Origin of the sequence: Streptomyces sp. NPDC088794 (assembly GCF_044750545.1) — a bacterium.
GTDB lineage: Bacteria > Actinomycetota > Actinomycetes > Streptomycetales > Streptomycetaceae > Streptomyces.
Genome location: NZ_JBIVKB010000023.1, coordinates 1 through 21793 on the forward strand (window position 1 = coordinate 1; position 21793 = coordinate 21793).

At 70.0% G+C, this 21793-nt stretch carries 12 protein-coding genes and 1 pseudogene; 8 read left to right on the forward strand and 5 right to left on the reverse strand.

The annotated features are described in order from the left end of the window. Positions 1–96: 96 nt before the first annotated feature. Positions 97–1110, forward strand: a pseudogene (locus tag ACIP6U_RS43580) (rhamnogalacturonan lyase); the annotation flags it as partial. 49 nt (positions 1111–1159) lie between these two features. On the opposite strand, the gene ACIP6U_RS43585 reads toward ACIP6U_RS43580, so the two are convergent. After that, positions 1160–3808: a cellulose binding domain-containing protein gene (locus tag ACIP6U_RS43585; RefSeq protein WP_401728562.1), complete on the reverse strand. Its 2649-nt coding sequence runs from the start codon at positions 3806–3808 to the stop codon at positions 1160–1162. A gap of 241 nt (positions 3809–4049) precedes the next feature. After that, complete coding sequence (locus ACIP6U_RS43590; protein ID WP_401728564.1) at positions 4050–6968, reverse strand: glycoside hydrolase family 48 protein; 2919 nt, start codon at positions 6966–6968, stop codon at positions 4050–4052. 306 nt (positions 6969–7274) lie between these two features. On the opposite strand from ACIP6U_RS43590, the gene ACIP6U_RS43595 reads away from it, so the two are divergent. The 3 genes from ACIP6U_RS43595 (at position 7275) to ACIP6U_RS43605 (ending at position 11566) form a co-directional block, all read left to right on the forward strand. After that, positions 7275–8759 carry a cellulase family glycosylhydrolase gene (locus ACIP6U_RS43595; RefSeq protein ID WP_401728566.1) on the forward strand — a complete coding sequence of 495 codons (1485 nt, stop codon included), beginning with the start codon at positions 7275–7277 and terminating at the stop codon, positions 8757–8759. 13 nt (positions 8760–8772) lie between these two features. Further along, positions 8773–10488, forward strand: coding sequence for a glycoside hydrolase family 6 protein (locus tag ACIP6U_RS43600; protein ID WP_401728568.1), 1716 nt, complete (start codon positions 8773–8775; stop codon positions 10486–10488). A 199-nt stretch (positions 10489–10687) separates the two neighbouring features. Further along, positions 10688–11566, forward strand: a complete 879-nt coding sequence (locus tag ACIP6U_RS43605) for a class I SAM-dependent methyltransferase (protein ID WP_401728570.1) — start codon at positions 10688–10690, stop codon at positions 11564–11566. A gap of 12 nt (positions 11567–11578) precedes the next feature. Here the strand turns inward: ACIP6U_RS43605 and ACIP6U_RS43610 are convergent, their stop codons facing one another. Then, positions 11579–13093 (reverse strand): glycosyltransferase family 39 protein, encoded by a 1515-nt coding sequence (locus ACIP6U_RS43610; protein ID WP_401728572.1) that lies wholly within the window; start codon positions 13091–13093, stop codon positions 11579–11581. A gap of 160 nt (positions 13094–13253) precedes the next feature. Here ACIP6U_RS43610 and ACIP6U_RS43615 point away from each other — a divergent pair, with 160 nt between their 5' ends. Both ACIP6U_RS43615 and ACIP6U_RS43620 read left to right on the forward strand, forming a co-directional pair. Then, positions 13254–16757, forward strand: a complete 3504-nt coding sequence (locus ACIP6U_RS43615; RefSeq protein ID WP_401728574.1) for a hypothetical protein — start codon at positions 13254–13256, stop codon at positions 16755–16757. A 189-nt stretch (positions 16758–16946) separates the two neighbouring features. Then, positions 16947–17645 carry an SDR family oxidoreductase gene (locus ACIP6U_RS43620; RefSeq protein WP_401728576.1) on the forward strand — a complete coding sequence of 233 codons (699 nt, stop codon included), beginning with the start codon at positions 16947–16949 and terminating at the stop codon, positions 17643–17645. A gap of 27 nt (positions 17646–17672) precedes the next feature. Here the strand turns inward: ACIP6U_RS43620 and ACIP6U_RS43625 are convergent, their stop codons facing one another. Both ACIP6U_RS43625 and ACIP6U_RS43630 read right to left on the reverse strand, forming a co-directional pair. Further along, a complete protein-coding gene (locus tag ACIP6U_RS43625) occupies positions 17673–18368 on the reverse strand; it encodes a glycoside hydrolase family 75 protein (RefSeq protein WP_401728578.1) in 696 nt (231 codons plus the stop codon). Positions 18369–18577: 209 nt separating this feature from the next. Further along, on the reverse strand, positions 18578–19414 hold the full coding sequence (locus ACIP6U_RS43630) for an aldo/keto reductase (protein ID WP_401728580.1): 837 nt from the start codon (positions 19412–19414) through the stop codon (positions 18578–18580). Positions 19415–19729: 315 nt separating this feature from the next. Between ACIP6U_RS43630 and ACIP6U_RS43635 the strand changes: the two genes are divergently transcribed. Both ACIP6U_RS43635 and ACIP6U_RS43640 read left to right on the forward strand, forming a co-directional pair. Further along, positions 19730–20989 carry a glycoside hydrolase family 105 protein gene (locus ACIP6U_RS43635; RefSeq protein ID WP_401728582.1) on the forward strand — a complete coding sequence of 420 codons (1260 nt, stop codon included), beginning with the start codon at positions 19730–19732 and terminating at the stop codon, positions 20987–20989. A gap of 4 nt (positions 20990–20993) precedes the next feature. Further along, positions 20994–21782: a Tat pathway signal sequence domain protein gene (locus ACIP6U_RS43640; protein WP_401728584.1), complete on the forward strand. Its 789-nt coding sequence runs from the start codon at positions 20994–20996 to the stop codon at positions 21780–21782. The last annotated feature ends 11 nt before the right edge of the window (positions 21783–21793 follow it).

A 21793-nucleotide genomic window follows, 5' to 3' on the forward strand; every position in this document is an offset into this window, starting at 1 on the left:
GGCAGCGACATCGAGACCGATCCATATCTCCGGCACGCGCTGATGCTACAGACAGCCAGGATGAGACCCCATCCACAGTTCTTGACAATTTCTCACGGCCAGTTGGACTTCGTCCTCAAGTGGCAGCCGACCAACGCCAAGGACAACTCCCAGTCCGGCTACACCGGCAACACGATCCTGGACGGCGCCCGGCCCTCCCTGATCATGGCTCGCGGCTACTACACCCGAACGGTGATCGCGGCCTGGGACTGGCGCGGTGGCGCCTTCACCCGCCGCTGGACCTTCGACACCAACTCCTCCACCAACTCCGGCAAGGGGTACGACGGTCAGGGCAACCACCAGTTGTCGATCGCGGACGTCGACGGGGACGGCAGGGACGAGATCGTGTACGGCTCGATGACCGTGGACGACAACGGCTCCGGCCTCTGGACCACGAAGAACGGCCACGGCGACGCGATGCACGTCGGCGACCTCGACCCGTCGCGTGCGGGCCTGGAGGAGTTCAAGGTGGACGAGGACTCCTCGAAGCCGTCGTCGTGGCTGGCGGACGCGAAGACCGGTGCGATCATCTGGTCCACACCGGCCAACGGCGACAACGGCCGGGGTGTCTCCGGGGACATCTGGGCGGGCAGCGCGGGCGCCGAATCGTGGTCGGCGTCCGAGAGCGGCATCCGCGGCCCCAAGGGCACGGTGGTGTCGACCCGCAAGCCGTCCAGCACCAACTTCCTGTCCTGGTGGGACGGCGACCCGGTCCGCGAACTCCTCGACGGCACCCACATCGACAAGTACGGCACCGCCTCCGACACCCGCCTCCTGACCGGCGCCTCGGTCCACTCCAACAACAGCACCAAGGCGACGCCGTCCCTGTCGGGCGACCTCCTCGGCGACTGGCGCGAGGAGGTCGTCTGGCCGACGTCGGACAACACGGCGCTAAGGATCTACTCGACGCCGTACGAGACGACCACGAGAATCACGACCCTCCTCCACGACACCCAGTACCGCACGGCCCTGGCTTGGCAGAACACGGCGTACAACCAGCCCCCGCACCCGAGCTTCTTCATCGGCGACGGGATGGCGACGGCGCCTCGACCTGCGGTGTACGCGCCGTAGGGCGGCAGGAACGGGGTGCGTGCCGCAGTCGGGTGCGCACCCCGCTCGGTCAGACGACCGTGCAGTTCTGATCGCCCAGCTTGAACGACGTCGGTTTCGTGTTCGCCCCCGACCAACTGCCCGTGAAGCCGAAGCTCACGGACGAGCCGACGGCCACGTTCGCATTCCAGCCGAGGTTCCTCGCGGTCACGGCCGCGGCCGACTGCGTGTAGCCGGCGTTCCACAGCTGACTGACCTTCTGGCCGTCCGGGAAGGACCAGTCGAGTGACCAGCCGTTCCAGGTGGTTGATCCCGTGTTGGCCAGTTGCACATCCGCCTGGAAGCCGCCCGACCACTGGCTCGTGATCTTGTACGTCACCGTGCAGGCGCCTGTGGGAGTGGGATCGCCGCCTCCTCCACCACCGGGGTCGGACGTGTCGCCGTAGATGACGCCCCGGCCGTTCGTCGAGACGTACACCCGTCCGTACACCCGAGGGTCGCCGGTGATCGCCGCGCCCGTCCAACCCCACTGGTGGGCGGCGTCGTTGATGCGGGTCCAGGTCGTGCCCTTGTCCGTCGAGCGGAAGATGCCGCGTACGCCGGCGATCTTCGCGCTGGTGTAGAGGGTCTGGTACGAGGCACCCGGCGCCGCCTTGCCGAAGCCGACCGTGTCGGCCTGGTCGATGCCGGACAGCTTGGTGAAGGTCGCGCCGGAGTCCGTCGAGTGCCACAGTCCGTACGGGCCGTCCGAGGCGCCGCCGGCCAGCCAGATGTCGCCCTTCGTGCCGGGCAGCGCCTTGAAGCGGACGGTGTCGCCGCTCGGCAGGCCGGTGGCGGCGGAGGCGGTGAAGGTCGCGCCGCCGTCGGAACTGACGTAGAACGTGCCCGACTTGAAGCCGTAGAAGGTCTTCGCGTCGACCCGGTCCGATTCGATGACCGCGCCCGCCGGGACACCGCTGGACGCCGACCAGGACGAACCGAAGCCGGTCGTGTACTGCACGCCCGTGCCCGCCGGGCTCCAGACGAAGCGGCTGCCGTCGGACGCCGAGGCGACCGTGCCGCCGCCGCTGACGCCCGAAGGGTCGGCGCCCGCGAACCAGTTGGCGCCGTTGTCCGTCGAGAACGCGATGTGCGGACCGGAGTCGAGGTCGCCGACGCGGACCACCGTGCCGGGGTTCGTCTCGGCGAAGTCCAGGCTGGTGGTCGTGGTGAAGTTCGGGGACGTGTACATCATCGACGGCACCTTGCTGAGGTCCGTGTGCCGGAAACCGCCGATGTCCCCGAGGGCGCTGAGGAGTTGGGCGCCGCCCGACGGGGGAGCGGCGAGGTCGTTCACCGCCGTCTCCTCAAGGCCCTGCACCATGGGCTTCACGGTGAACTGGCCGCCGCTGTCCCAGTTCGTCAGATTCTCCGTGCCGTAGAGCGTCGCGCCCGTCCCGTACATCATCCGCGCGGAGTCGAACGGGTCGATCTCCAGCGACTCCGTCATCCAGCCCAGTTTCGGGGCCTGTTCGGGAGGTGAGGGGTTCGCGCCGAAGGTCAGCCAGGGGGAGGACGAGACGTCGATCGTGTAGCGGTTCGCGCGGTTGGGATACGACGTGTAGTCCCACGCCTTCGTCCAGGTGCCGCCACTGTCCGTCGTACGGAAGATCTGCGTGTCCGGCCACCAGGAGCTGTACGCCGTCGCCATGACCGTGCCGGGATGCTGCCGGTCGATCGTCAGCCCGCTGAACCCGTAGTAGGCGTCGGCGTCCGCGACCGGACTGACGTTGGTCCAGGCTCCGCTCGCCGTCGCGTACCGCCACAACTGGCCCTTGCCCCCGTCGTACGGCCCGCCCTTGTCGCTGTACGCGAGATAGAGGTAGCCGTTCCGCGCGTCCAACACGCCCTTGTGCGCGAGGAATCCGGTGGGCTGCCCGGCGACCCGGGACCAAGTCGCGCCGGCGTCCGTCGAGCGGTACACCGAGTTGGCGGTGTCGGCCACCCCCACGTAAATGGTCCTGGTCGCGCTCCCGGCGCTGCCGGTCGACTCGTCGAAGGTGACCCAGACGATCCCTTGGTTGTCGCTCGCGTACCCACTCGTGTCCGTCGGATCCTGCACGTAGTCACCGACGTTGGGGAAGTTCGTCACCTGCGCCCAGGTCACCCCGGAATCCGTCGACCGCCACAGCCCCTTGCCGCTGGGCGCGCCCAGGTACAGCACGCTGTCCTTGTTCGGATCGACGGCGAGCCGCTCGCCCATGCCCCGGCCGGGCATGTTGCCGCCCAACTTGAAGGGCAGGTCGGTCTTCTGCCAACTGGCGCCCCGATCACCGGACCTGAGCACGGCCCCATTGGTCGGGTCCCAACTGTTCGTGTACGTGCCGACAGCCGCGTACACCTTGTTCGGATCGACGGAGTCGGACGCGAGGCTCACCACACCGGTGTGCCCCCAGTCGTCCCATCCGACCGAGTCCAGCAACGGCGTCCAGGTCTTCGACGACTCCTCCCAGCGGTAGGCACCGCCGATGTCGGTGCGGGCGTAGGCGAGGTTCTTCTCGCTGCGGTTGAAGACGATCCCGGGGACGAATCCGCCTCCGTCGATCCGGGCGTTCTTCCAGGTGTAGGTATCGGCGGCGAGTGCCACGTTCGGGCTGCCGGCGGCGAGGGCAGGCGGGCTGCCCGCGAGCAGTCCGGCCGCGAGGGCCAGAACGGCCGTAAGAATGCGGGTTCTTCGCACGGGGGGTCCTTCCGGAAAGGGGGCGCGCGAGAACCGGGCGGCCCTCAGTGCGGGAGAGGGCCGCCCGGCCGATCGGCTCCGCCGTCAGGTGACGGAGCAACGTACGTGGAGCCTGAACGGACGCTTCCTGGAGAGACGTGACTCGCCACGTCCCTCTTGAGGGGCGCGGGGAACTGCGCGACCAGCCACGCACGGCCCGCAGCCGAAACACGACCTTCCCGAGAAGCGCCCGGCGAGGCAGCTATTCAAGAAGCTCCGCGTACGAACCCATGGCCATGGCGATGTCCGCCTGGGCCCAGAACCGGTGATACGTGAACGACGGCGCCGCGCCACCCGCGAGATACGCCTCGATCTTCGACCAGGCAGGGTCGTTCTTGTAGAAGGACCGCAGCGAGGCGAACGTCGACGAGGAGTTGACGACATCCCCGTTCGGCATCTTCCCGCTCCACCCACTCGGCACATACACCGAGTCGTCGAAGCGGTTGTAGTCGGCCCGCGTCTCCGGCACGGCGACACCGAGCCCGTCCTGATAGTTGGCCCACATGCCGTCCAGCAACGCCTTCGCCACCGACTTCGCCTCCGCGTCACCGGACTTCGCGCCGTAGTACGTCAACGTCTTGGCATACGCGGCAGCCACCCCGACGTCATCCGTGTAGTCGGCGACAGTGACGTGAAGTCCGCTGTTGGCGCCGGGACTTGACGCGTTCCACGTATCGGGCTGCCCCGACCACTGAAGCGTGGACGGAATCCGGTACGTCCCGTCCGGATTGATCGTGGTCTTGGACAACGCCCAGTCGACCCACTTGTCGAGAACCGCCTTGGCGCTCGCGTTCCCCGTCTGCTGGTAGTACTCGGCGACCCGCTCCATCGACCACGCCTGGAAACCGAACCACTGGTTGGACGGCGGGTCGTGGTAGACGGGCTGCTGGTCGTAGTACATGCCGTAGAAGGTCGACGTCCCGGCCGGCGGAGTCGCGTACCGCCCCGCCCAGCTGTTGGTCGCCCCACCCGCGATGGCCCCTTCGTTCGACTGCAGCCAGCGGTAGAACTCCAACTGCCGGGTCAGTGAGGTTCCCCAATCGGCCGCCCCCGTCGACGACTTGGGCTTCAGATCCGCGTACGCGCTGAGCGCATACGCGGCGAGCGGGTTCTGGTACCCGCCGTGCACATGGCTCGACCCGATCCGCCAGGCCCACCCCGCGCTCGTGTCCGTCGCGCCGCCCCACGCGTAGTACCAGGACAGCAGGTACGACGAGGCGTCCTTGCCGGTGCCGGCCGGACAGGTCGACGGGCCCACGCAGTTGCCGATTTTCTTGAAGTACTTGTCGTACATGGCGTAGCGCAGATAGTCGCCCATCTTCGCCGCCTTGCCGACGGTCGCGGAGACGTCACCGCCCTTGCCCTGCGCCTTGGCCCACACGTCCGCCCAGTACGCGGCCTGCACGGCACGCGCGTCGGCGTCCGGGGCGTCGGTGTACTTCCACTGCTTCGCGTACGACGAGTCACCGGTGAACAGGTCCAAGTACCCGTTCGTGCCGCCGTACTTGAAGGCGTCGCAGGTCGGCTGCGGCACCGTCTCCCACACCGACTCCTGCGCGCCGCGCTGGAAGGTGTTGATGTACGACGGTCCGTCGGCCGTGGGTCCGGCCTCGCAGCCGCCGCCGGGTGTGTCGCCGTACCCGTAGACGTTGTCGACGTCCTGGAGCCAGTGCATGCCGTACACGTCGTCCGTGCCGTACGCGCTCTTCAGCTCGCCCGCGATCGGGTCCGAGCCGACCGGGACCGACGGGTCGAGCTTCGCCGGGTACTCGTTCGGAGTGTCCAGTTCGGGCGCGTAGGTCGCCGGTTTCGACGCGTTGTAGAAGGAGTTGGTGGGCTGGTCGGCGTGGGTGGGGATCATGTACTTCTCCATGAGGGCCCACGCGCCGTTGAACTTGGACCAGTCACCGGTGACCTTGCCGTACATGGCCTGGAGCCACAGGAGGTAGCTGTACGCCTCCGACGTGGTCTCGTGGCCCTGGTCCGGCGCTTCGACGATCAGCGTCTCGACCGAGTGGTACGGGACGCCCTCGGGCGAGAAGTAGCCGTTCGCCGGGTTGGTGATCTTCCCGTAGAGATCCAGGAAGCGGGCGTCGTACGCCTTCGAGGCCGCCAGCTCCGTCACCGTGACCGCCGCCTTGGCGTGGCCGGTCGCCGACGACTCGAAGGAGGCCGAACCCGTGCCGGAGGCGTCCGCGGTGATCGTCACCGTCTGCGCCGTGCTCCAGTTGGCGGGCGTGAAGGTGAGCGTCGCGCCGCCGGTGACGGACAGACCGGTGGTGCCGCTCGCGCGGGCCGTCGTCACGGTGACATTGGCGGTCGGCTGCGTCGACAGCTTCACCGTGTACGTGCCCGACTTGCCCTGCTGGACACCGAGTTGGGTGGGAGAGGCGACCACCGCAGGGCCCGAGGCGACCGTGATGCCGACCGGCGTCGACGACGCGGACGCGCCCAGACTGTCGTACGCCTTCGCCACCAGGGAGTGGCTGCCCACGGCAAGACCGGTGGCCGAGAACGTGAACGGCGCGCTGGTGTCGGTGCCGAGCAGGGTCGTGTCGTCGTAGAACTCGACCTTGCTGATCGTCGCGCTGTCCGCGGCGGCGGCCGTCGCCGCGAGCGGGACCGCGGTGCCCTGCGTGTAGACCGCGCCGGCCGTGGGGCTGGTCAGCACGGTGACCGGCGGTTGGTGCGCGCCGACACAACTCGTGCCGTTGATCGCGAAGTTGCTCGGCGCGGTGTTGGTCCCGGAGTACGAGAACTGCGCGCCGGTGGAGACGGCCGCGCCCGCCGCGATCGTCCCGTTGTAGGAGGCGTTCTGCACGGTGACCGACTGGCCGGACTGCGACCAGGTGCCGTTCCAGCCGTTGGAGAGCTTCTGGTTGCCGGAGTAGGCGTACGTCAGCGTCCAGCCGCTGATGGCGTCCGTGCCCCGGTTGGTGAGCGTGAGGTCCGCGGTGAAGCCGGATCCCCAGTCGTTCGCCTTGTAGTCCACGCTGCACTGAACTGCCGCTGCCTGCGCGGGAGTTGTGCCGGTACCGAGCATCGTGAGGGGAAGCGCGAGGGCGGCCACGACGGCGGTCCACAGGCGCCGCGCGCGGCGGCGTCTCCTGCTGGGGTGCATGTGCTGGTCCTCCTTGCGGCTCTGAGGGGGGAGCTCTGAGAGGCGGCTCTGAAGGGGGTGGGGGTCGAGCAGCAACAAGCCTTGAACCAGTGGGAGCGCTCCCATAGTGGGGACGGGGGTGAGAGCGGTCAAGGTGCTTGAAGAGTCGAAAACATTCGACACGGGTGAACTGATGGAAAGTCAGCGAAAGTGTGAGACCCCTCTGTCCTTTGCCGTCACTTGGCGCTAGCTTCGTTGACACCAGTGGGAGCGACTCCATCAGTCGACGCGTCCGTCACGACGCGCCCGAGCTGCAAGGACTCGCTCATGCGACACCCTCCGCGTTCAGTACTTTTAGCCGTATCCGGAGCGGTCGCCCTTGTCGGGGCCATGACCATTCCGGTCGTCACGGCGCACGGAGCAACACCCGCCTGCACGGTGGAGTACGCCGTCACCGGTCAGTGGGACACCGGCTTCCAGGGCTCGGTGACGATCACCAACAACTCGGCGGCCGTGAGCAGTTGGAGCCTCGCCTTCGACTTCGCGAACGGCCAGAAGGTCACCCAGGGCTGGAACGCCAAGTGGTCCCAGTCCGGCACGACGGTGACCGCCGCCAACGAGAGCTGGAACGGCGCGCTCGGCACCGGCGCGAGCGTCGGCGTCGGGTTCCTCGGCTCCCGGTCGGGGACCAACGCCGTACCCACGTCGTTCAAGCTCAACGGGACTACGTGCAACGTCGATGCACAGCCGCCGACCGATCCGACGGACCCGACCGATCCACCGGATCCGGGTGACGGCACCGCACCCGCCCTGCACGTCTCCGGGAACAAGCTCGTGGACGCCGGCGGCGCCACCCGACGCCTCCTCGGCGTCAACCGGTCCGGCGGCGAGTTCATGTGCGTCCAGGGCTACGGGATCTGGGACGGTCCCGTGGACGACGCGGCGGTCAAGGCGATCGCCGACTGGAAGGCCAACACAGTCCGCATTCCGCTCAACGAGGAGTGCTGGCTGGGCCTTTCCAACATCAAGCCCGAGTACGGCGGCGCCAACTACATCGCCGCCGTCAAGGACCTGGTGGCCCGCGTCGAGGCGCACGGCATGACACCGGTCGTCGAACTGCACTGGTCCTACGGCCAGTACACCGGCAACTCGGCCGGCTGCTCCGACGTGCACGCCACCTGCCAGAAGCCGATGCCGGACATGCAGTACACGCCGTCCTTCTGGTCCTCGGTGGCGAGCACCTTCAAGGACGACCAGGCCGTCGTCTTCGACCTGTTCAACGAGCCTTACCCGGACCGCGCCACGTCCACGACCACCCAGGCGTGGCAGTGCTGGCGCGACGGCGGCACCTGCCCCGGCATCTCCTACGAGGTGGCCGGCATGCAGGACCTCGTCGACGCGATCCGCGGCACCGGCGCCGCGAACGTCATCCTGGCGGGCGGGCTGGCCTACTCGAACGACCTCAGCCAGTGGCTGACGTACAAGCCCACGGATCCCAAGGGCAATCTGGTCGCCGCCTACCACGTCTACAACTTCAACACCTGCGCGAGCGAGAGCTGCTGGAACTCCACGCTCGCCCCGGTCGCCGCCCAAGTACCGCTGGTGGCCGGGGAGATCGGCGAGAACACCTGCTCCCACGCCTTCGTCGACCAGGTCATGAAGTGGTTCGACGACCGGAACCTCTCCTATCTGGGCTGGACCTGGAACACCTGGGACTGCTCCTCGGGTCCGTCCCTGATCTCCAACTACGACGGCACACCCACGTCGTACGGCATCGGACTGCGCGATCACCTGCGCGCCCTCAACGGATAGGAAACCCGCACTCATGAGCCGTACCAGAACAGCGATACTCGCCGCCCTGGCGCTGATCGCCGGGGCCACCGGGACGGCGGCCGCCGTCGTGCCGGGCGACGCCGGGATCGCCGCGATCCCGTGCAGCGTCGACTACAAGGTGCAGAGCCAGTGGGACGCCGGCTTCACCGCCGCCGTGACGGTGACCAACAACGGTGCCGCCAAAAGCAGTTGGGCGGTGAAGTGGTCGTACGCCGGAAACCAGAAGGTCACCCAGGGCTGGAACGCGAAGATCAGCCAGAGCGGGGCGGCCGTCACCGCCGCCAACGAGACGTACAACGGGAGTCTGCCGAGCGGCGGTTCGGTCAGTTTCGGGTTCAACGCGTCCTACAGCGGCACCAACGCGCTGCCGACCACGTTCACGCTCGACGGCGTGACCTGCAACGTCGACGACGGGGGCGGTGGACCCACGGATCCGGGCGACCCCGGTGATCCGTCCACCAAGGTCGACAACCCGTACGCCGGCGCCAAGGTGTACGTGAACCCCGAGTGGTCCGCGAAGGCGGCGGCCGAGACCGGTGGCAGCCGGATCTCCAACCAGCCCACCGGCGTCTGGCTCGACCGCATCGCCGCGATCAACGGTGTGAACGGCGGCATGGGTCTGCGCGCCCACCTCGACGCGGCGCTCGCCCAGAAGGGCAGCGGCGAGGAAGTCGTCCAGTTGGTTGTCTATGACCTCCCCGGACGGGACTGCGCCGCCCTCGCCTCCAACGGTGAGCTCGGACCGACGGAGATCGACAAGTACAAGACGCAGTTCATCGACCCGATCGCGGCGATCCTCGCCGACAGCAAGTACGCGGGTCTGCGGATCGTCACGACCATCGAGATCGACTCGCTGCCCAACCTCGTGACGAACACCGGCAGTCGGGCCACCGCCACTCCCGCCTGCGACACCATGCTGGCCAACGGCAACTACGTGAAGGGCGTCGGCTACGCGCTGGCCAAGCTCGGCGCGATCCCCAACGTCTACAACTACATCGACGCCGGCCACCACGGCTGGCTCGGCTGGGACGACAACTTCGCCCCCTCCGCGACCCTGTTCAAGCAGGCGGCGACCAGTGAGGGCGCGACCGTCGACGACGTGCACGGCTTCATCACCAACACGGCCAACTACAGCGCCCTGAAGGAGAACAACTTCACCATCAACGACTCCGTGAACGGCACGTCCGTGCGCCAGTCCAAGTGGGTCGACTGGAACCGGTACGTGGACGAGCTGTCGTACGCGCAGGCCTTCCGTACGCAGTTGGTGTCGGTGGGCTTCAACTCCGGTATCGGCATGCTGATCGACACCTCCAGGAACGGCTGGGGCGGCACCGCGCGGCCCGCCGGGCCGGGCGCGACGACCAGCGTGGACACGTATGTCGACGGCGGGCGCTATGACCGGCGGATCCACGTCGGGAACTGGTGCAACCAGTCCGGGGCAGGTCTCGGTGAGCGGCCGAAGGCGGCTCCGGCGGCCGGGATCGACGCGTATGTGTGGATGAAGCCGCCGGGGGAGTCGGACGGGTCCAGCACCGCCATTCCCAACGACGAGGGGAAGGGGTTCGACCGGATGTGCGATCCGACGTACACGGGGAACGCCCGTAACGGGAACAGCATGTCTGGGGCGCTGGCGAACGCGCCGTTGTCCGGGCACTGGTTCTCGGCGCAGTTCCAGCAGCTGATGCAGAATGCGTACCCGCCGCTCTAGGCTTTGACGGGTGGGTTGAGTTTTGGCTGCGGGCCGGTTGTGGCTGGTCGCGCAGTTCCCCGCGCCCCTTGAGGGGCGTGGGGGTCAGCCTTTCTGGCATAGATCCCGGTGTCTTTGTTGCCGACACGGCAACTGTCGTTGCCGTTCTGTGGTGGGCCGGAGCAGTCTGGAGCCGTATCCGGACGAGAGGCTTCCTTCCATGGCGCACGACCACGGTCACGATCATCACCACCACACCGACCTCGACTGGGCCGCCATGGCGCCGCGGCTCGAAGCGCAGGCCGAGCTGTTCACGTCGTTGTACGAGCGGGCCATGGCCTGGCTGGCCGACAAGCAGACGGAACCCGGGCTGATCGTGGACGCGGGCAGCGGGCCGGGTGTCGTCGCGTGTCTGTTGGCCGAGGCCTTTCCGGGGGCCCGGATCGTCGCCGTCGACGGTGCCGAGCCGCTCCTCGACCGGGCCCGCGACCGCGCCGAGCGGCTCGGTGTCGGTGACCGCTTCGGCACGCTCGCCGGTGAACTGCCCGGTGTTCTGGAGGAGTTGGACTACCCCGCCGATCTGTTGTGGGCCAGCCGCAGCCTGCATCACCTCGGCGACCAGCGGGCCGCGCTCGCCGCCTTCGCCGCCCGGCTCGCGCCCGGCGGCACGCTGGCGCTGATGGAGGGCGGTCTGCCCGCGCGCTTCCTGCCGCGCGACCTCGGCTTCGGCCGCCCCGGGCTCCAGGCGCGGCTCGACGCGCTGGAGGAGGAGTGGTTCGCCGAGATGCGGGCGAACCTGCCGGGCGCCGTGGCCGAGGCGGAGGACTGGCCGGCGCTCATGGCCTCGGCGGGACTGCGCCCGACCGGCACCCGCACCTTCCTCCTCGACCTGCCCGCCCCGGCCAGGGACCGGGCCCGTGCCTACATCGCCGACACCCTCACCCGCCTCCGCGACGGCTTCGGCGACCACCTCGCCCCGGACGACCGCACGACCCTCGACCGCCTCCTCGACCCCGACGACAAGGCGAGCGTCCACCACCGCCCGGACGTCTTCGTGCTGGCCGCGCACACGGTGCACACGGCGGTACGGACCGCGTGAGTCGTACGACGCTCAGCAATCGCCCGGCCGTGCGTACACCGTGAGCCGCGCGCCCCGTAGCCGCCGTGTGCCGCACTCGACGAAGTCCTCCGCCAGCACCTCCCGCTTGGCAGCCTCCTGAGCCGTTCGGTCGACAGGCTCGCCCGCCGGATCGCGCAGAGCGACGATCCGGGTCGCGGCGCGCAGGCGGGCGCGGATGTCCGCCGCCGGCAGCTCCGTGCCGTAGAGCGTGCGGGAAGCGGCCGGGGAACCGGACAGGGCCAGGTCGGGCAGGCCGCGGAAGGGGGCCGGGTCGGGGAGGGACCACACCCGGCGGCGGGACGGGAGATAGACGATACCGTCCGCGCCCTGGCCGGCGCCGCGGACCGCCTCGGCGATCGCGGTGACATCGTCGGTACGGCTGTGCGGGGTGCGCAGGTCCAGGGTCACCGGCAGCAGGGCGAGCACCGCGGCCCCGGCCGCGAGCACGGCGCCGGCGCGGATGCGACCCCGTGCGCGGAACAGCCGGTCGAGGGCCGCACCGACCAGCAGGGCCGTCCCGGCGTGCGCGTAGAGGACGTAACGGTCCACGTACAGCGGTTTGACCAGCGAGAACAGGAGAAGCAGCAGGGGCGGGAGCACGAGGAGGGACAGCGCCGGCGCGATGGGCTCGCGGCGGCCCGCGCGGCGCAGCACCCCTGCGCAGGCCAGCCCGAGCGCCGACACTCCCGCGAAGCCCATATTCGCGCCCGCTCCGATCCCGCCGATCCACGCCACCTGTTCGGTCTGGCGTGTGCTCAGGACGACCAGGGGCGCGAGGCAGACACAGACGCCCGCCATGGTGCGCAGTCCGGCGGCGCGGGCACTCCTCGGCAGCGCCAACAGGTGTGCGGGCAGGGCGAGTACGGCGAACTCGTGCACCGCGCAGGCGGCGAGCGCGACGGCGCCGTAGGCGAACCAGGCCCGTCCGGTGCCCGTGCGCACGGCTCGCAGCAGCAGATACGTCGCCCAGACCACCAACGCGCAGACCAGCGCGTACGAACGGCCCTCCTGGGCGTAGCGCTGCACCGGCGGCAGGAGGACGAAGACGACTCCGGACAGCAGCCCCGTGCGCGGGCCCGCGAGGCGGTGGCCCAGCAGCGCCACCGTCCCGGCCGCCGCCGTGATCGCCAGCAGCGAGGGCAGCCGGAGCACGAGCAGCGGATCCGCCCCGCCGCACAGCGCGAACAGGCCGTGCATCAGCAGGTAGTACAGGCCGTGCACCGCGTCCGCGTGACCCAGCGTCGCCCACAGGTCGGGCAGCGAACGGCGTGCCATGTCGTACGTCACCGCCTCGTCCCGCCACATGCTGCCGCCGCGCGTCAGGCCCCACAGCCCGAGGGCGAGGGAGAGGACGACGGGGACCAGGGGCACGGCCGCGGGGGTGCGCGCGGGCCCGGCGGTGTGGGGGCGGGTGGCTGAGGGCCGGACGGGGGCGGCGAGTTGCTCGGGTGCGTGGATCGTGGCGATGGTCGGCTCCGGTGCGTTGCGGTGGTCGCGAACAGGCATGCGGCATCGCGAGGAGGCAGGCGGGGGTTCGCGAAGCGGCGCGTGTCACCGACGAGTTCAGAGGTCAGCGCGTTGTTGGGCAGCCCCCAACCGGCGCGCCGAACAATTCGACGAGCGGGTTGTTAGCGTGTGAAGCGACCGTGGCGAAGGGGGAACGCACATGGGCCGCAAGGAGAAACCGCTCGATCCGGGGGACGGCGTCGTCCAGCGGTTCGCCTACGAACTGCGCAAGCTGCGCGACGAGGCGAACAGTCCGACGTACCGCGAGATGGCGCGCCGCGCGGGCTACTCGGCCCCGACCCTGTCCGCGGCGGCGGGCGGTGAACGGCTGCCCAGCCTGCCGGTGCTGCTCGCCTACGTCACCGCCTGCGACGGCGATCCGGCGGAGTGGGAGCTGCGCCTGCGGGAGGCCGTCGCCGAGGCCGCCGACGCCCGCGCGAGCGACGACACGGACTCGGAGGGCAGCCCCTATCCCGGACTCGCCCGCTTCGAGACCGGCGACGGCGAGCACTTCCACGGCCGCGACGACCTGACCGCCGAACTGCTCCGGCTCACCGCGCGTACGAGGTTCGCGGCGGTCGTCGGCGCGTCGGGGAGCGGCAAGTCGTCGTTGTTGCGGGCGGGGTTGATACCACGGTTGCGGGAGCCGTGCGGAGCCCACTTCCGGGAGCCGGAGGGAGCCCGCCTCCGGGAGTTGCGGGGAGTCGACTTCCGCGAGCCGGAGGGGGCCGGCTTCCCGGAGTCCGGGGGAGTCGACTTCCGCCCCGCCGCCATCCGGCTCCTCACCCCGGGCCCCCATCCGGCCCGCACCCACGAAGCCCTCTTCACGCCCCACGACTCGCCCGGCGACACCCTGTTGGTCGTCGACCAGTTCGAGGAGGTCTTCACCCTCTGCGCCGACCCGGCCGAACGGGCCCGATTCCTCGGGCAGTTGCTGCGCGCGACCGACCCGGCGTCACGGCTGCGCGTCCTGCTCGCCGTGCGCGCCGACTTCTACGGCCGCTGCGCCGAACACGGGCCGCTCGCCGAGGCGTTGCGGGACGCGACGCTGCTGGCCGGGCCGATGACGGCGAGTGGGCTGCGGGAGGCGGTGGTACGGCCCGCCGCGGCCTGTCGGCTCGTCGTCGAGCGCGCGCTCACCGCCCGGATCGTCGCGGACGTGGTCGACGAACCGGGCGGACTGCCCCTCATGGCCCACGCCCTGCGTGAGGTCTGGCGCCGGCGCACCGGCAAGACGCTCACCCTCGCCGCGTACGAGGCCGTCGGCGGCATCCATGGCGCCGTCGCGCACACCGCGGAGGAGACCTACGCGCGCCGCACGCCCGCCGAGGCCGTCGCTGTCCGGGCCCTGCTGTTGCGGCTGGTGAACCCCGGCGAGGGCACCGAGGACACCCGACGGCCCGCGAGGCGGGCGGAGCTCGACGCCGACGGAACCACCGCCCATGTCCTCGAACACCTCGTCCGCGCGCGGCTGTTGACGGTCGACGGCGACACGGTCGACCTCGCCCACGAGGCACTGATCGGCGCCTGGCCGAGACTGCGCGCCTGGATCGACGAGGACCGCGAGCGGCTGCGCCTGCACCGCAGGCTCACCGAAGCGGCGGGCGCCTGGGCAGAGTTGGGCCGGGACGCGGGCGCGCTGTACCGGGGGAGACGGCTGTCCGAGGCCCGCGAGGCGTTCGGGGACGGACGCGAGGAGCAAAGTGGCGGGCGGACAGGGGAGTTGAACCCCCTGGAGCGCGACTTCCTCGCCGCCGGCGTCGCCGCGTACGAGCAGGGCGTACGGTCCGCCACGCGTGCCGCCCGCCGACTGCGCACGCTCAGCGGCGCGCTCGCCGTACTGCTCTGTCTGGCCGTCGTCGCGGGCGTGGCCGCCTGGCGGCAGGGCGGGGTCAGCGCACGGCAGCGCGACGAGGCCGAGGCCCGTCGGGTCGCCGGACAGGCGGACACGCTGCGCGCCACCGAGCCGCGCACCGCGATGCGCCTGGCCCTCGCCGCGTGGCGCACCGCCGACCTGCCCGAGACCCGGCAGGCGCTCAGGACGGCCGCCGCGCAGAGCGAACAGGACGAGTTCACCCAGCCCGAGGCGGGCGGCCGGGCCCTCAACGCCCCCGTTTGGCTCAGCCGGGACGGCCGGATCCTCTCAACCGTGGTGCACGACAAGGTCCTTCAGTGGGACGTGCCGACCCACCGGCAACTGCGCTCGGTGCCGCGCCGCGGGCTCTCCGCGAACGTGATCGACGTCAGCCCTGACGGACGGCTGGTCGCGTACCGGGACCCGGGCGGCCACGGCGTGCTGATCGGCGGACTCACCGACGGCAGCACACGTCGGCTCGGCACCGCCGCGTGGGACAGCTCCGACGGCGCGTTCGGGCCGAGCGGGCACACCTTCTTCCAACGCCGTCCCGGGCGTGGCGCGGCCGCAGGGCGCGCGACGCTGGAGATGTGGGACACGCGGACCGGACGGGTGCTGCTGCGGTACGAACGGGGCGACGACGACGGCGGGTTGCCGGTGCTGAGCCCCGACGAGCGTTACGTCGCCTGGTGCACGGACGCCGACGGAGAGCTGCGGGTCCTGGACGCCGCTCGGCGTCGCCTGGTGACGACACCGGTGCCCGCGGCCACCGAACGAGCCCTGTGCCGGGGTGACGAGCTGGTGTTCTCCGCCGACGGCCGGGCCGTGGCGACGGCCGCCTCCGACGGGATCGTGACCTGGGACCTCCGCACCGGCCGGGAACGGCCCCGGCTGCCGCTGTCCGGCGTGAACGCCGTGGAGTTCGCCGGTCCCTACGCCCTGACCTGGGGTTCGGGCACCCTCGCGCTGTGGCGCACCGACCTGCCGGATCCGCCGGACGACAGCCTCCGTGAACCACTGCTCACCTTCCCCGTCGCCTCCTCGTCCGTCGGCGACATCCGGCTCGACATCGCGGCCGGGGTGGTGCGCTACAGGGAGGGCGGCCGGACCAGTGTCGTACGGACCTTCTCGGCGCAGGGGTTGACCGGCGGGGCATGGCGGGAGAAGGCGGCGACCGTCGCCGCGTTCGACCGGCGGGGACGGCCGGTACCGCACGCGGCCCGCGCGAAGGACTCCGGACCCGTCGCGGTCGACCCGACCGGGCACACCGCGCTGACCGAGGAGGGCACGCTCGTCGACGCCGCAACCGGCAAGCGGCGCACGGGAGATGGGGGAGTCAAGGGCGAGGATCTGCTGACCGCCGGTGCCTTCAGCACCGACGGGCGGTACGTCGCGGTCGCCGACTTCCAGAACCGCGTCACCCTGTGGGACGCGCACGACTGGCGCCGGATCGCCGTGCTGAAGGCGGCCGGCACCACAAGGCACCAGGCCGCGCTGGCGTTCTCCGCCGACGGTTCGCTGCTCGTGGCCGGGGCGCCGGACGGCTCCGTCAAGGTGTGGGAGACGGCGACGCCCACCCTGCCCGCCGCGACGGTGCCGGCGGGGGACGGGCCGATACTCGCCACGGGCCTCACCCCGGGCGGCTCCCAGGTGCGCGTCGCCACGCCCCATCTGGCCGACCGGGCCCGCCCGTTGGCACCGGAGCGCGCCGCGGCCACGGTGTGCGAACGGGCGGAGGGCGGGTTGAGCAGGACCGAGTGGGACCGGTACTTCCCGTCGGCGGGCTACAAGGACACGTGCGGGACCTGAGGCGGGACGCCCGAGGCCGGACGCCTGTGGCGCCCGGTGTCGGACCGGTGCCCTGTCCGGTGTCGGACCGGTACGCGGCCCGATGCCGGACCGGTGCGCGGCCCGATGTAGGGCTGGCTGCCGTCCTTGACATCGAGCGCGCTCCAACTGATCTACTCCCCCCGTCACTGAGACACAGGGGGTACGCACATGACCGACTCACCGGTCGCACTCATCACCGGCGGCGGCAGCGGCATCGGCGCCGCCGTCGCGCGCCGACTGCTCGACGCGGGACACCGGGTGGCCGTCACCGGCCGCGGGGAGGCCCGGCTGCGCGGCTTCGCCGCCGAACTCGGCGACCCCGACGACCTGTTGACGCTCGTCGGCAACGCGTCCGACTACGACGACGTCCAGACGGCTGTCGCCACCACGATCAAGGAGTTCGGGCGGCTGGACACGGTCGTCGCCAACGCGGGCTTCGCCTCCCACGACACCGTGGCGGAGGGGGACCCGGCCGGCTGGACCGACATGGTGCTGACCAACGTGCTCGGCCCCGCCCTCCTGATCCGGGCGTCGATCGACGCCCTCAAGGAGACCCGGGGCCGGATCGTGCTGGTGGGCAGTGTCGCCGGCTTCGTGAATGGCCCGGGCAACATCTACGGGGCGACGAAGTGGGCGGTGACCGGTCTCGCCGAGAACACCCGGCGTCAGGTCACCGACTGGGGCGTCGGCGTGACGCTGATCGCCCCGGGCCGCGTGGAGACGCCGTTCTGGGACGGGAACGGACTGCCGCCGGGGCAGCTGCTGACCGCCGACCAGATCGCGGAGACGGTCGTGTGGGCCGTCCGGCAGCCCGACGGTGTCGACATCAACACCGTCGTCGTACGGCCGCTCGGACAGCCCAACTGACCTACGGTCCTTCCGGGTCGGCGGCTGCTAGTTGTTCGCCAGGAACTGCTTGGCCAGGCTGTCCCCCAGCGTGACCGCCGCGCTGTGGCTCTCGATGGGGGACACCTTGGAGTTCTTGAACAGGATGTAGGTGACGCCGGAGTCGGTGCCGCCGGTCTCGGGGTCGGGGTCGATACCGAGCGCCTGGGCGGTGGCGTAGGAGGCCTCGCCGATGATCTGCGTGGGACCGGTGTCGCCCACGACGGCGTACTCGACCTTGTTGTTGTAGATCACGGCGACCACGCCGCCGCCCTTGATGCCGGCACTGGAGTAGTTCCAGATGCTGCTGGTGCTGGGCACCACGACGTACGGCAGCGAATCGGCCCGCAGGGGCTGGCCGTTGGACTGGTGGAACGCCGTGTCGTCCTGGTACCAGGGGTCGGTGGACTCACTGCATTTCGCGGTGCGCTGGCCGTCGCAGTCGACGTCCATGTCGGCCTTCCAGAACACGGCGCCGTTCTTGCCGCACACCGGTACCGTGGCCGAAGTCTCCTCGTCCGTGCGGTACTTGCCGTTGGATATCTGCTGACACGACGTCACCTTGGCCAGCAGGGAGGCCGCGCTGACCGAGCCCTCCTGGGTGGACGCCGGACCTGCGGAACCGTTCGCCTGGGCCGGGAGCACACCGGCCGCGAGAAGTGCGGCACCGGAGGCCGCGGCGAGGGTCAGTGTTCGTATGCGCACTGGTGGGGGACCCTTCTGTTAGGAAAGTTTCCTTACCGGGTGCCGTACAAGGTGGCCCCATGGGCGTGTTCGCGTCAACCCCTTCGCGCGTCTTTTGGTACAGACCGGGTCTGCCGTACGGGTGAGGCCGTGACTGTCGCGCGGGTGAGAGCGCGCGAAAGGGCCGCCCGTCCTGGGTGGACGGGCGGCCCTTGAGGGGTCGGGTGCGGTCAGCCGGCGTTGAACGTCGACGGGTCCGGGCCCAGGCGACGGTCCTCGTTCAGTGCGCTGATTGCCGCCAGGTCCTCGGTGTCCAGGCTGAAGTCGAAGACCTCGATGTTCTCCTTGATCCGGGACGGCGTCACGGACTTCGGGATCACGACGTTGCCGAGCTGGAGGTGCCAGCGCAGCACGACCTGGGCCGGGGTGCGGTTGTGCTTCTGGGCGATGGCGATGATCGCCGGGACCTCCAGGAGGCCCTTGCCCGAGCCGAGCGGCGACCAGGCCTCGGTCGCGATGCCCTGCTCCGCGTGGTACTCACGCGCCGCGTGCTGCTGGAGCTGCGGGTGCAGTTCGATCTGGTCGACCGCCGGGATGACCGACGTCTCCGCGATGAGCCGCTTGAGGTGCTCCGGCTCGAAGTTGGAGACACCGATCGCGCGGACCCGGCCGTCGGCGAGGAGCTTCTCGAACGCCTTGTACGTGTCGACGTAGTTGTCCTTGGCCGGGGTCGGCCAGTGGATCAGGTACAGGTCGAGGTAGTCCAGGCCGAGCTTCTCCAGCGATGTGTCGAAGGCGCGCAGCGTGGCGTCGTACCCGTGGTCGGCGTTCCAGAGCTTGGTGGTGACGAACACGTCCGCACGGGGGACGCCGGAGGCGGCGATCGCCCTGCCGGTGCCCTCTTCGTTGCCGTAGATCGCCGCTGTGTCGATGCTGCGGTACCCGGCCTCGAGCGCGGTGGCGACCGCCCGCTCCGCCTCGTCGTCCGGCACCTGCCAGACGCCGAAGCCCAGCTGGGGCATCTCGACGCCGTTGTTGAGGATGATCGGGGGGACCTTGCTGCTCACGAGCTCTCGATCCTTACGGTTGTCGTCAGATGGCACTCCCATGGTCAACGATTACGGGCCGTGATGCATTCCTGACCGCAGAATCCGCGCAGAATCATCTCGAACTGACCGGCGATTCAGTTTCCGAGCCCGAGATTGGCCGGAAAGCATCCGATCTCCTGGGTCCGAACCATTGACCGTGCATCGCCATGCCGGGACTCTGGATCGCGCTGTCGGACGTATCGATGAACCCGGTGCATGCATGTGAACGCTGCCTGTGCTCGGGTTTTGCACGCTCCCAGACCCCCCACTCCCCTGGAGAGCAGGTATGCGCACATGAACGAGAACGTGTTCGCGGCTTCCCGAACGGAGCCGTCGATCAGGAGAACATCGGATGAAAGTGCCCGCCGGCGCAGGCGTCTACGGGCGGCGCTCACGGCGGTCGCGCTCACCACCGCCACCCTGACCGCGCTGCCGGCGGCCGTGCCGGTGTCGGCCGTGGCCGCTTCCGCGCCCTCCGCCACACCCTCCGTCGCCCCCGACTGGTCCACGGCGGTCGTCGACTCGACGATCGCACGCTACACGCCGAGCACCATCGGCGGCTGGTCCTACCCGGTCGGCCTCTACCTCTACGGCCAGTACCTCACCTACCAGCGCACCCACGACGCGCGCTACCTGACCTACATCAAGAGCTACGTCGACCGCTTCGTGAAGAGCGACGGCTCCATCGACCAGTCGTTCAACAGCCTGGACAGCATGCAGGCCGGACGGCTGCTGGTGATCCTGCACCACGAGACCGGCCAGGACCGCTACCGCAAGGCGGCCAAGAAGATCCGCGACCGCCTGACCACCTATCCGCGCACGAGCGACGGCGGTTTCTGGCACGCCGACACCAGCAGCCGGGCGCACCAACTGTGGGCGGACGGCGTCTACATGGTGAACCCCTTCCTCGTCGAGTACGGCAGGGAGTTCGGCGACCGCGCGTACACCGACGACGAGGCCGCCAAGCAACTCGCCGTCTACGGCGCCCACCTCCAGGTCGCGAACGGCCTGCTCAAGCACGCCTACGACGAGTCGAGGACCGTGGGTTGGGCGGATCCGCAGACCGGTCTCGCTCCCGAGCACTGGTGCCGGGCGGTCGGCTGGTACTCCATGGCGATCGTCAACGTCCTCGACGCGATCCCCGCGAACCAGCCGCGCAGGCCTCAACTCCTCGGCATCCTCCAACGGTTGGCGGCCGGCCTGGAGAAATACCAGGACCCGGCGAGCGGACGCTGGTTCCAGGTGATGGACAAGGGTGACCGGGCCGACAACTGGACCGAGACCTCCTGCTCCAGCATGTTCACCTACGCCCTCTCACGCGGCGCCCAACAGGGCTATCTGGACCCGCACTTCGCCACCGTCGCCCGGCGCGGCTACGAGGGCGTGCTGGCGCGGCTGTCGGTCGGCGCCGACGGCCGCACGAACCTGGCCGACATCACCATCGGCACGAACGTCGGCGACTACGCGTACTACATCGCCCGCACCCGGGCCACCAACGACTTCCACGGCCTCGGTGCCTTCCTGATCATGAACGAACAACTGCGGGGTGATTAGTGTCATGAGCACGTCCAGAAGGGCTCTTCTCGGGGCCGCCGTCGGCGGTGCGGCCGGCGCCGTCGTCGGGCTGCCCGCACCGTCGGCCTCGGCCGCCTCCTGGCAGCAGAAGTGGGCCCCCTCGGCGAGCGCCGACGGCCTCGGCGCCTTCGAGACGATCGAGGACGACCGCGCCGACTCGCACCCGGCCGGACAGCCCCACATCCGCGCCACGGGCGCCAACTGGCGCTTCGACATGCACACCGTCGACCGCGACACGTCGACCGACCGGCAGCGTCAGGAGGTCACCGGGCTGCGCAACGGCAGCGGCTCGAACTACCTCAAGTGGACCGCGGGCCAGACCTGGCGGCTCACGTACTCGATGTACATCCCGAGCTCGCTGAAGGCGACCACCACCTTCACGCACATCATGCAGATGAAGCAGCCCGGCAGCGGCACCTCGCCGATCGTCGTGCAGTCCCTGCGCCGGGTGAACGGCGTGCAGACCATCGAACTGAAGCTGGCCATCGACGACATCCTCGTCGGCCGCACCGACCTCGCCCCGCTGCACGACAGGTGGACCGACGTCGACTTCCAGATCAAGGTCGGCAACGGCACGGCGGGCTCGGTCCGTTGGATCCTCACGTCCGGCTCCACGACCGCGATCGACGCGTCGAGGACCGGCGTCGACACCTTCCTCGCCGACCGGGTCCGCCCCAAGTGGGGCATCTACCGCTCCCTCGGCGACACCTCCGGCTCGTTGCAGAACACCTACCTGCTGCTCACCAACCTCCGCGGCTACCAACTCGTCTGAGGAGCCGTCAC

What these genes read in the sequence shown, in the direction of transcription:
- ACIP6U_RS43600 (WP_401728568.1), top strand. Translation starts at nt 8,773, where the DNA reads ATGAGCCGTACCAGAACAGCGATACTCGCCGCCCTGGCGCTGATCGCC.
- ACIP6U_RS43620 (WP_401728576.1), top strand. Translation starts at nt 16,947, where the DNA reads ATGACCGACTCACCGGTCGCACTCATCACCGGCGGCGGCAGCGGCATC.
- ACIP6U_RS43615 (WP_401728574.1), top strand. Translation starts at nt 13,254, where the DNA reads ATGGGCCGCAAGGAGAAACCGCTCGATCCGGGGGACGGCGTCGTCCAG.
- ACIP6U_RS43605 (WP_401728570.1), top strand. Translation starts at nt 10,688, where the DNA reads ATGGCGCACGACCACGGTCACGATCATCACCACCACACCGACCTCGAC.
- ACIP6U_RS43635 (WP_401728582.1), top strand. Translation starts at nt 19,730, where the DNA reads ATGAACGAGAACGTGTTCGCGGCTTCCCGAACGGAGCCGTCGATCAGG.
- ACIP6U_RS43590 (WP_401728564.1), bottom strand. Translation starts at nt 6,968, where the DNA reads ATGCACCCCAGCAGGAGACGCCGCCGCGCGCGGCGCCTGTGGACCGCC.
- ACIP6U_RS43595 (WP_401728566.1), top strand. Translation starts at nt 7,275, where the DNA reads ATGCGACACCCTCCGCGTTCAGTACTTTTAGCCGTATCCGGAGCGGTC.
- ACIP6U_RS43610 (WP_401728572.1), bottom strand. Translation starts at nt 13,093, where the DNA reads ATGCCTGTTCGCGACCACCGCAACGCACCGGAGCCGACCATCGCCACG.
- ACIP6U_RS43640 (WP_401728584.1), top strand. Translation starts at nt 20,994, where the DNA reads ATGAGCACGTCCAGAAGGGCTCTTCTCGGGGCCGCCGTCGGCGGTGCG.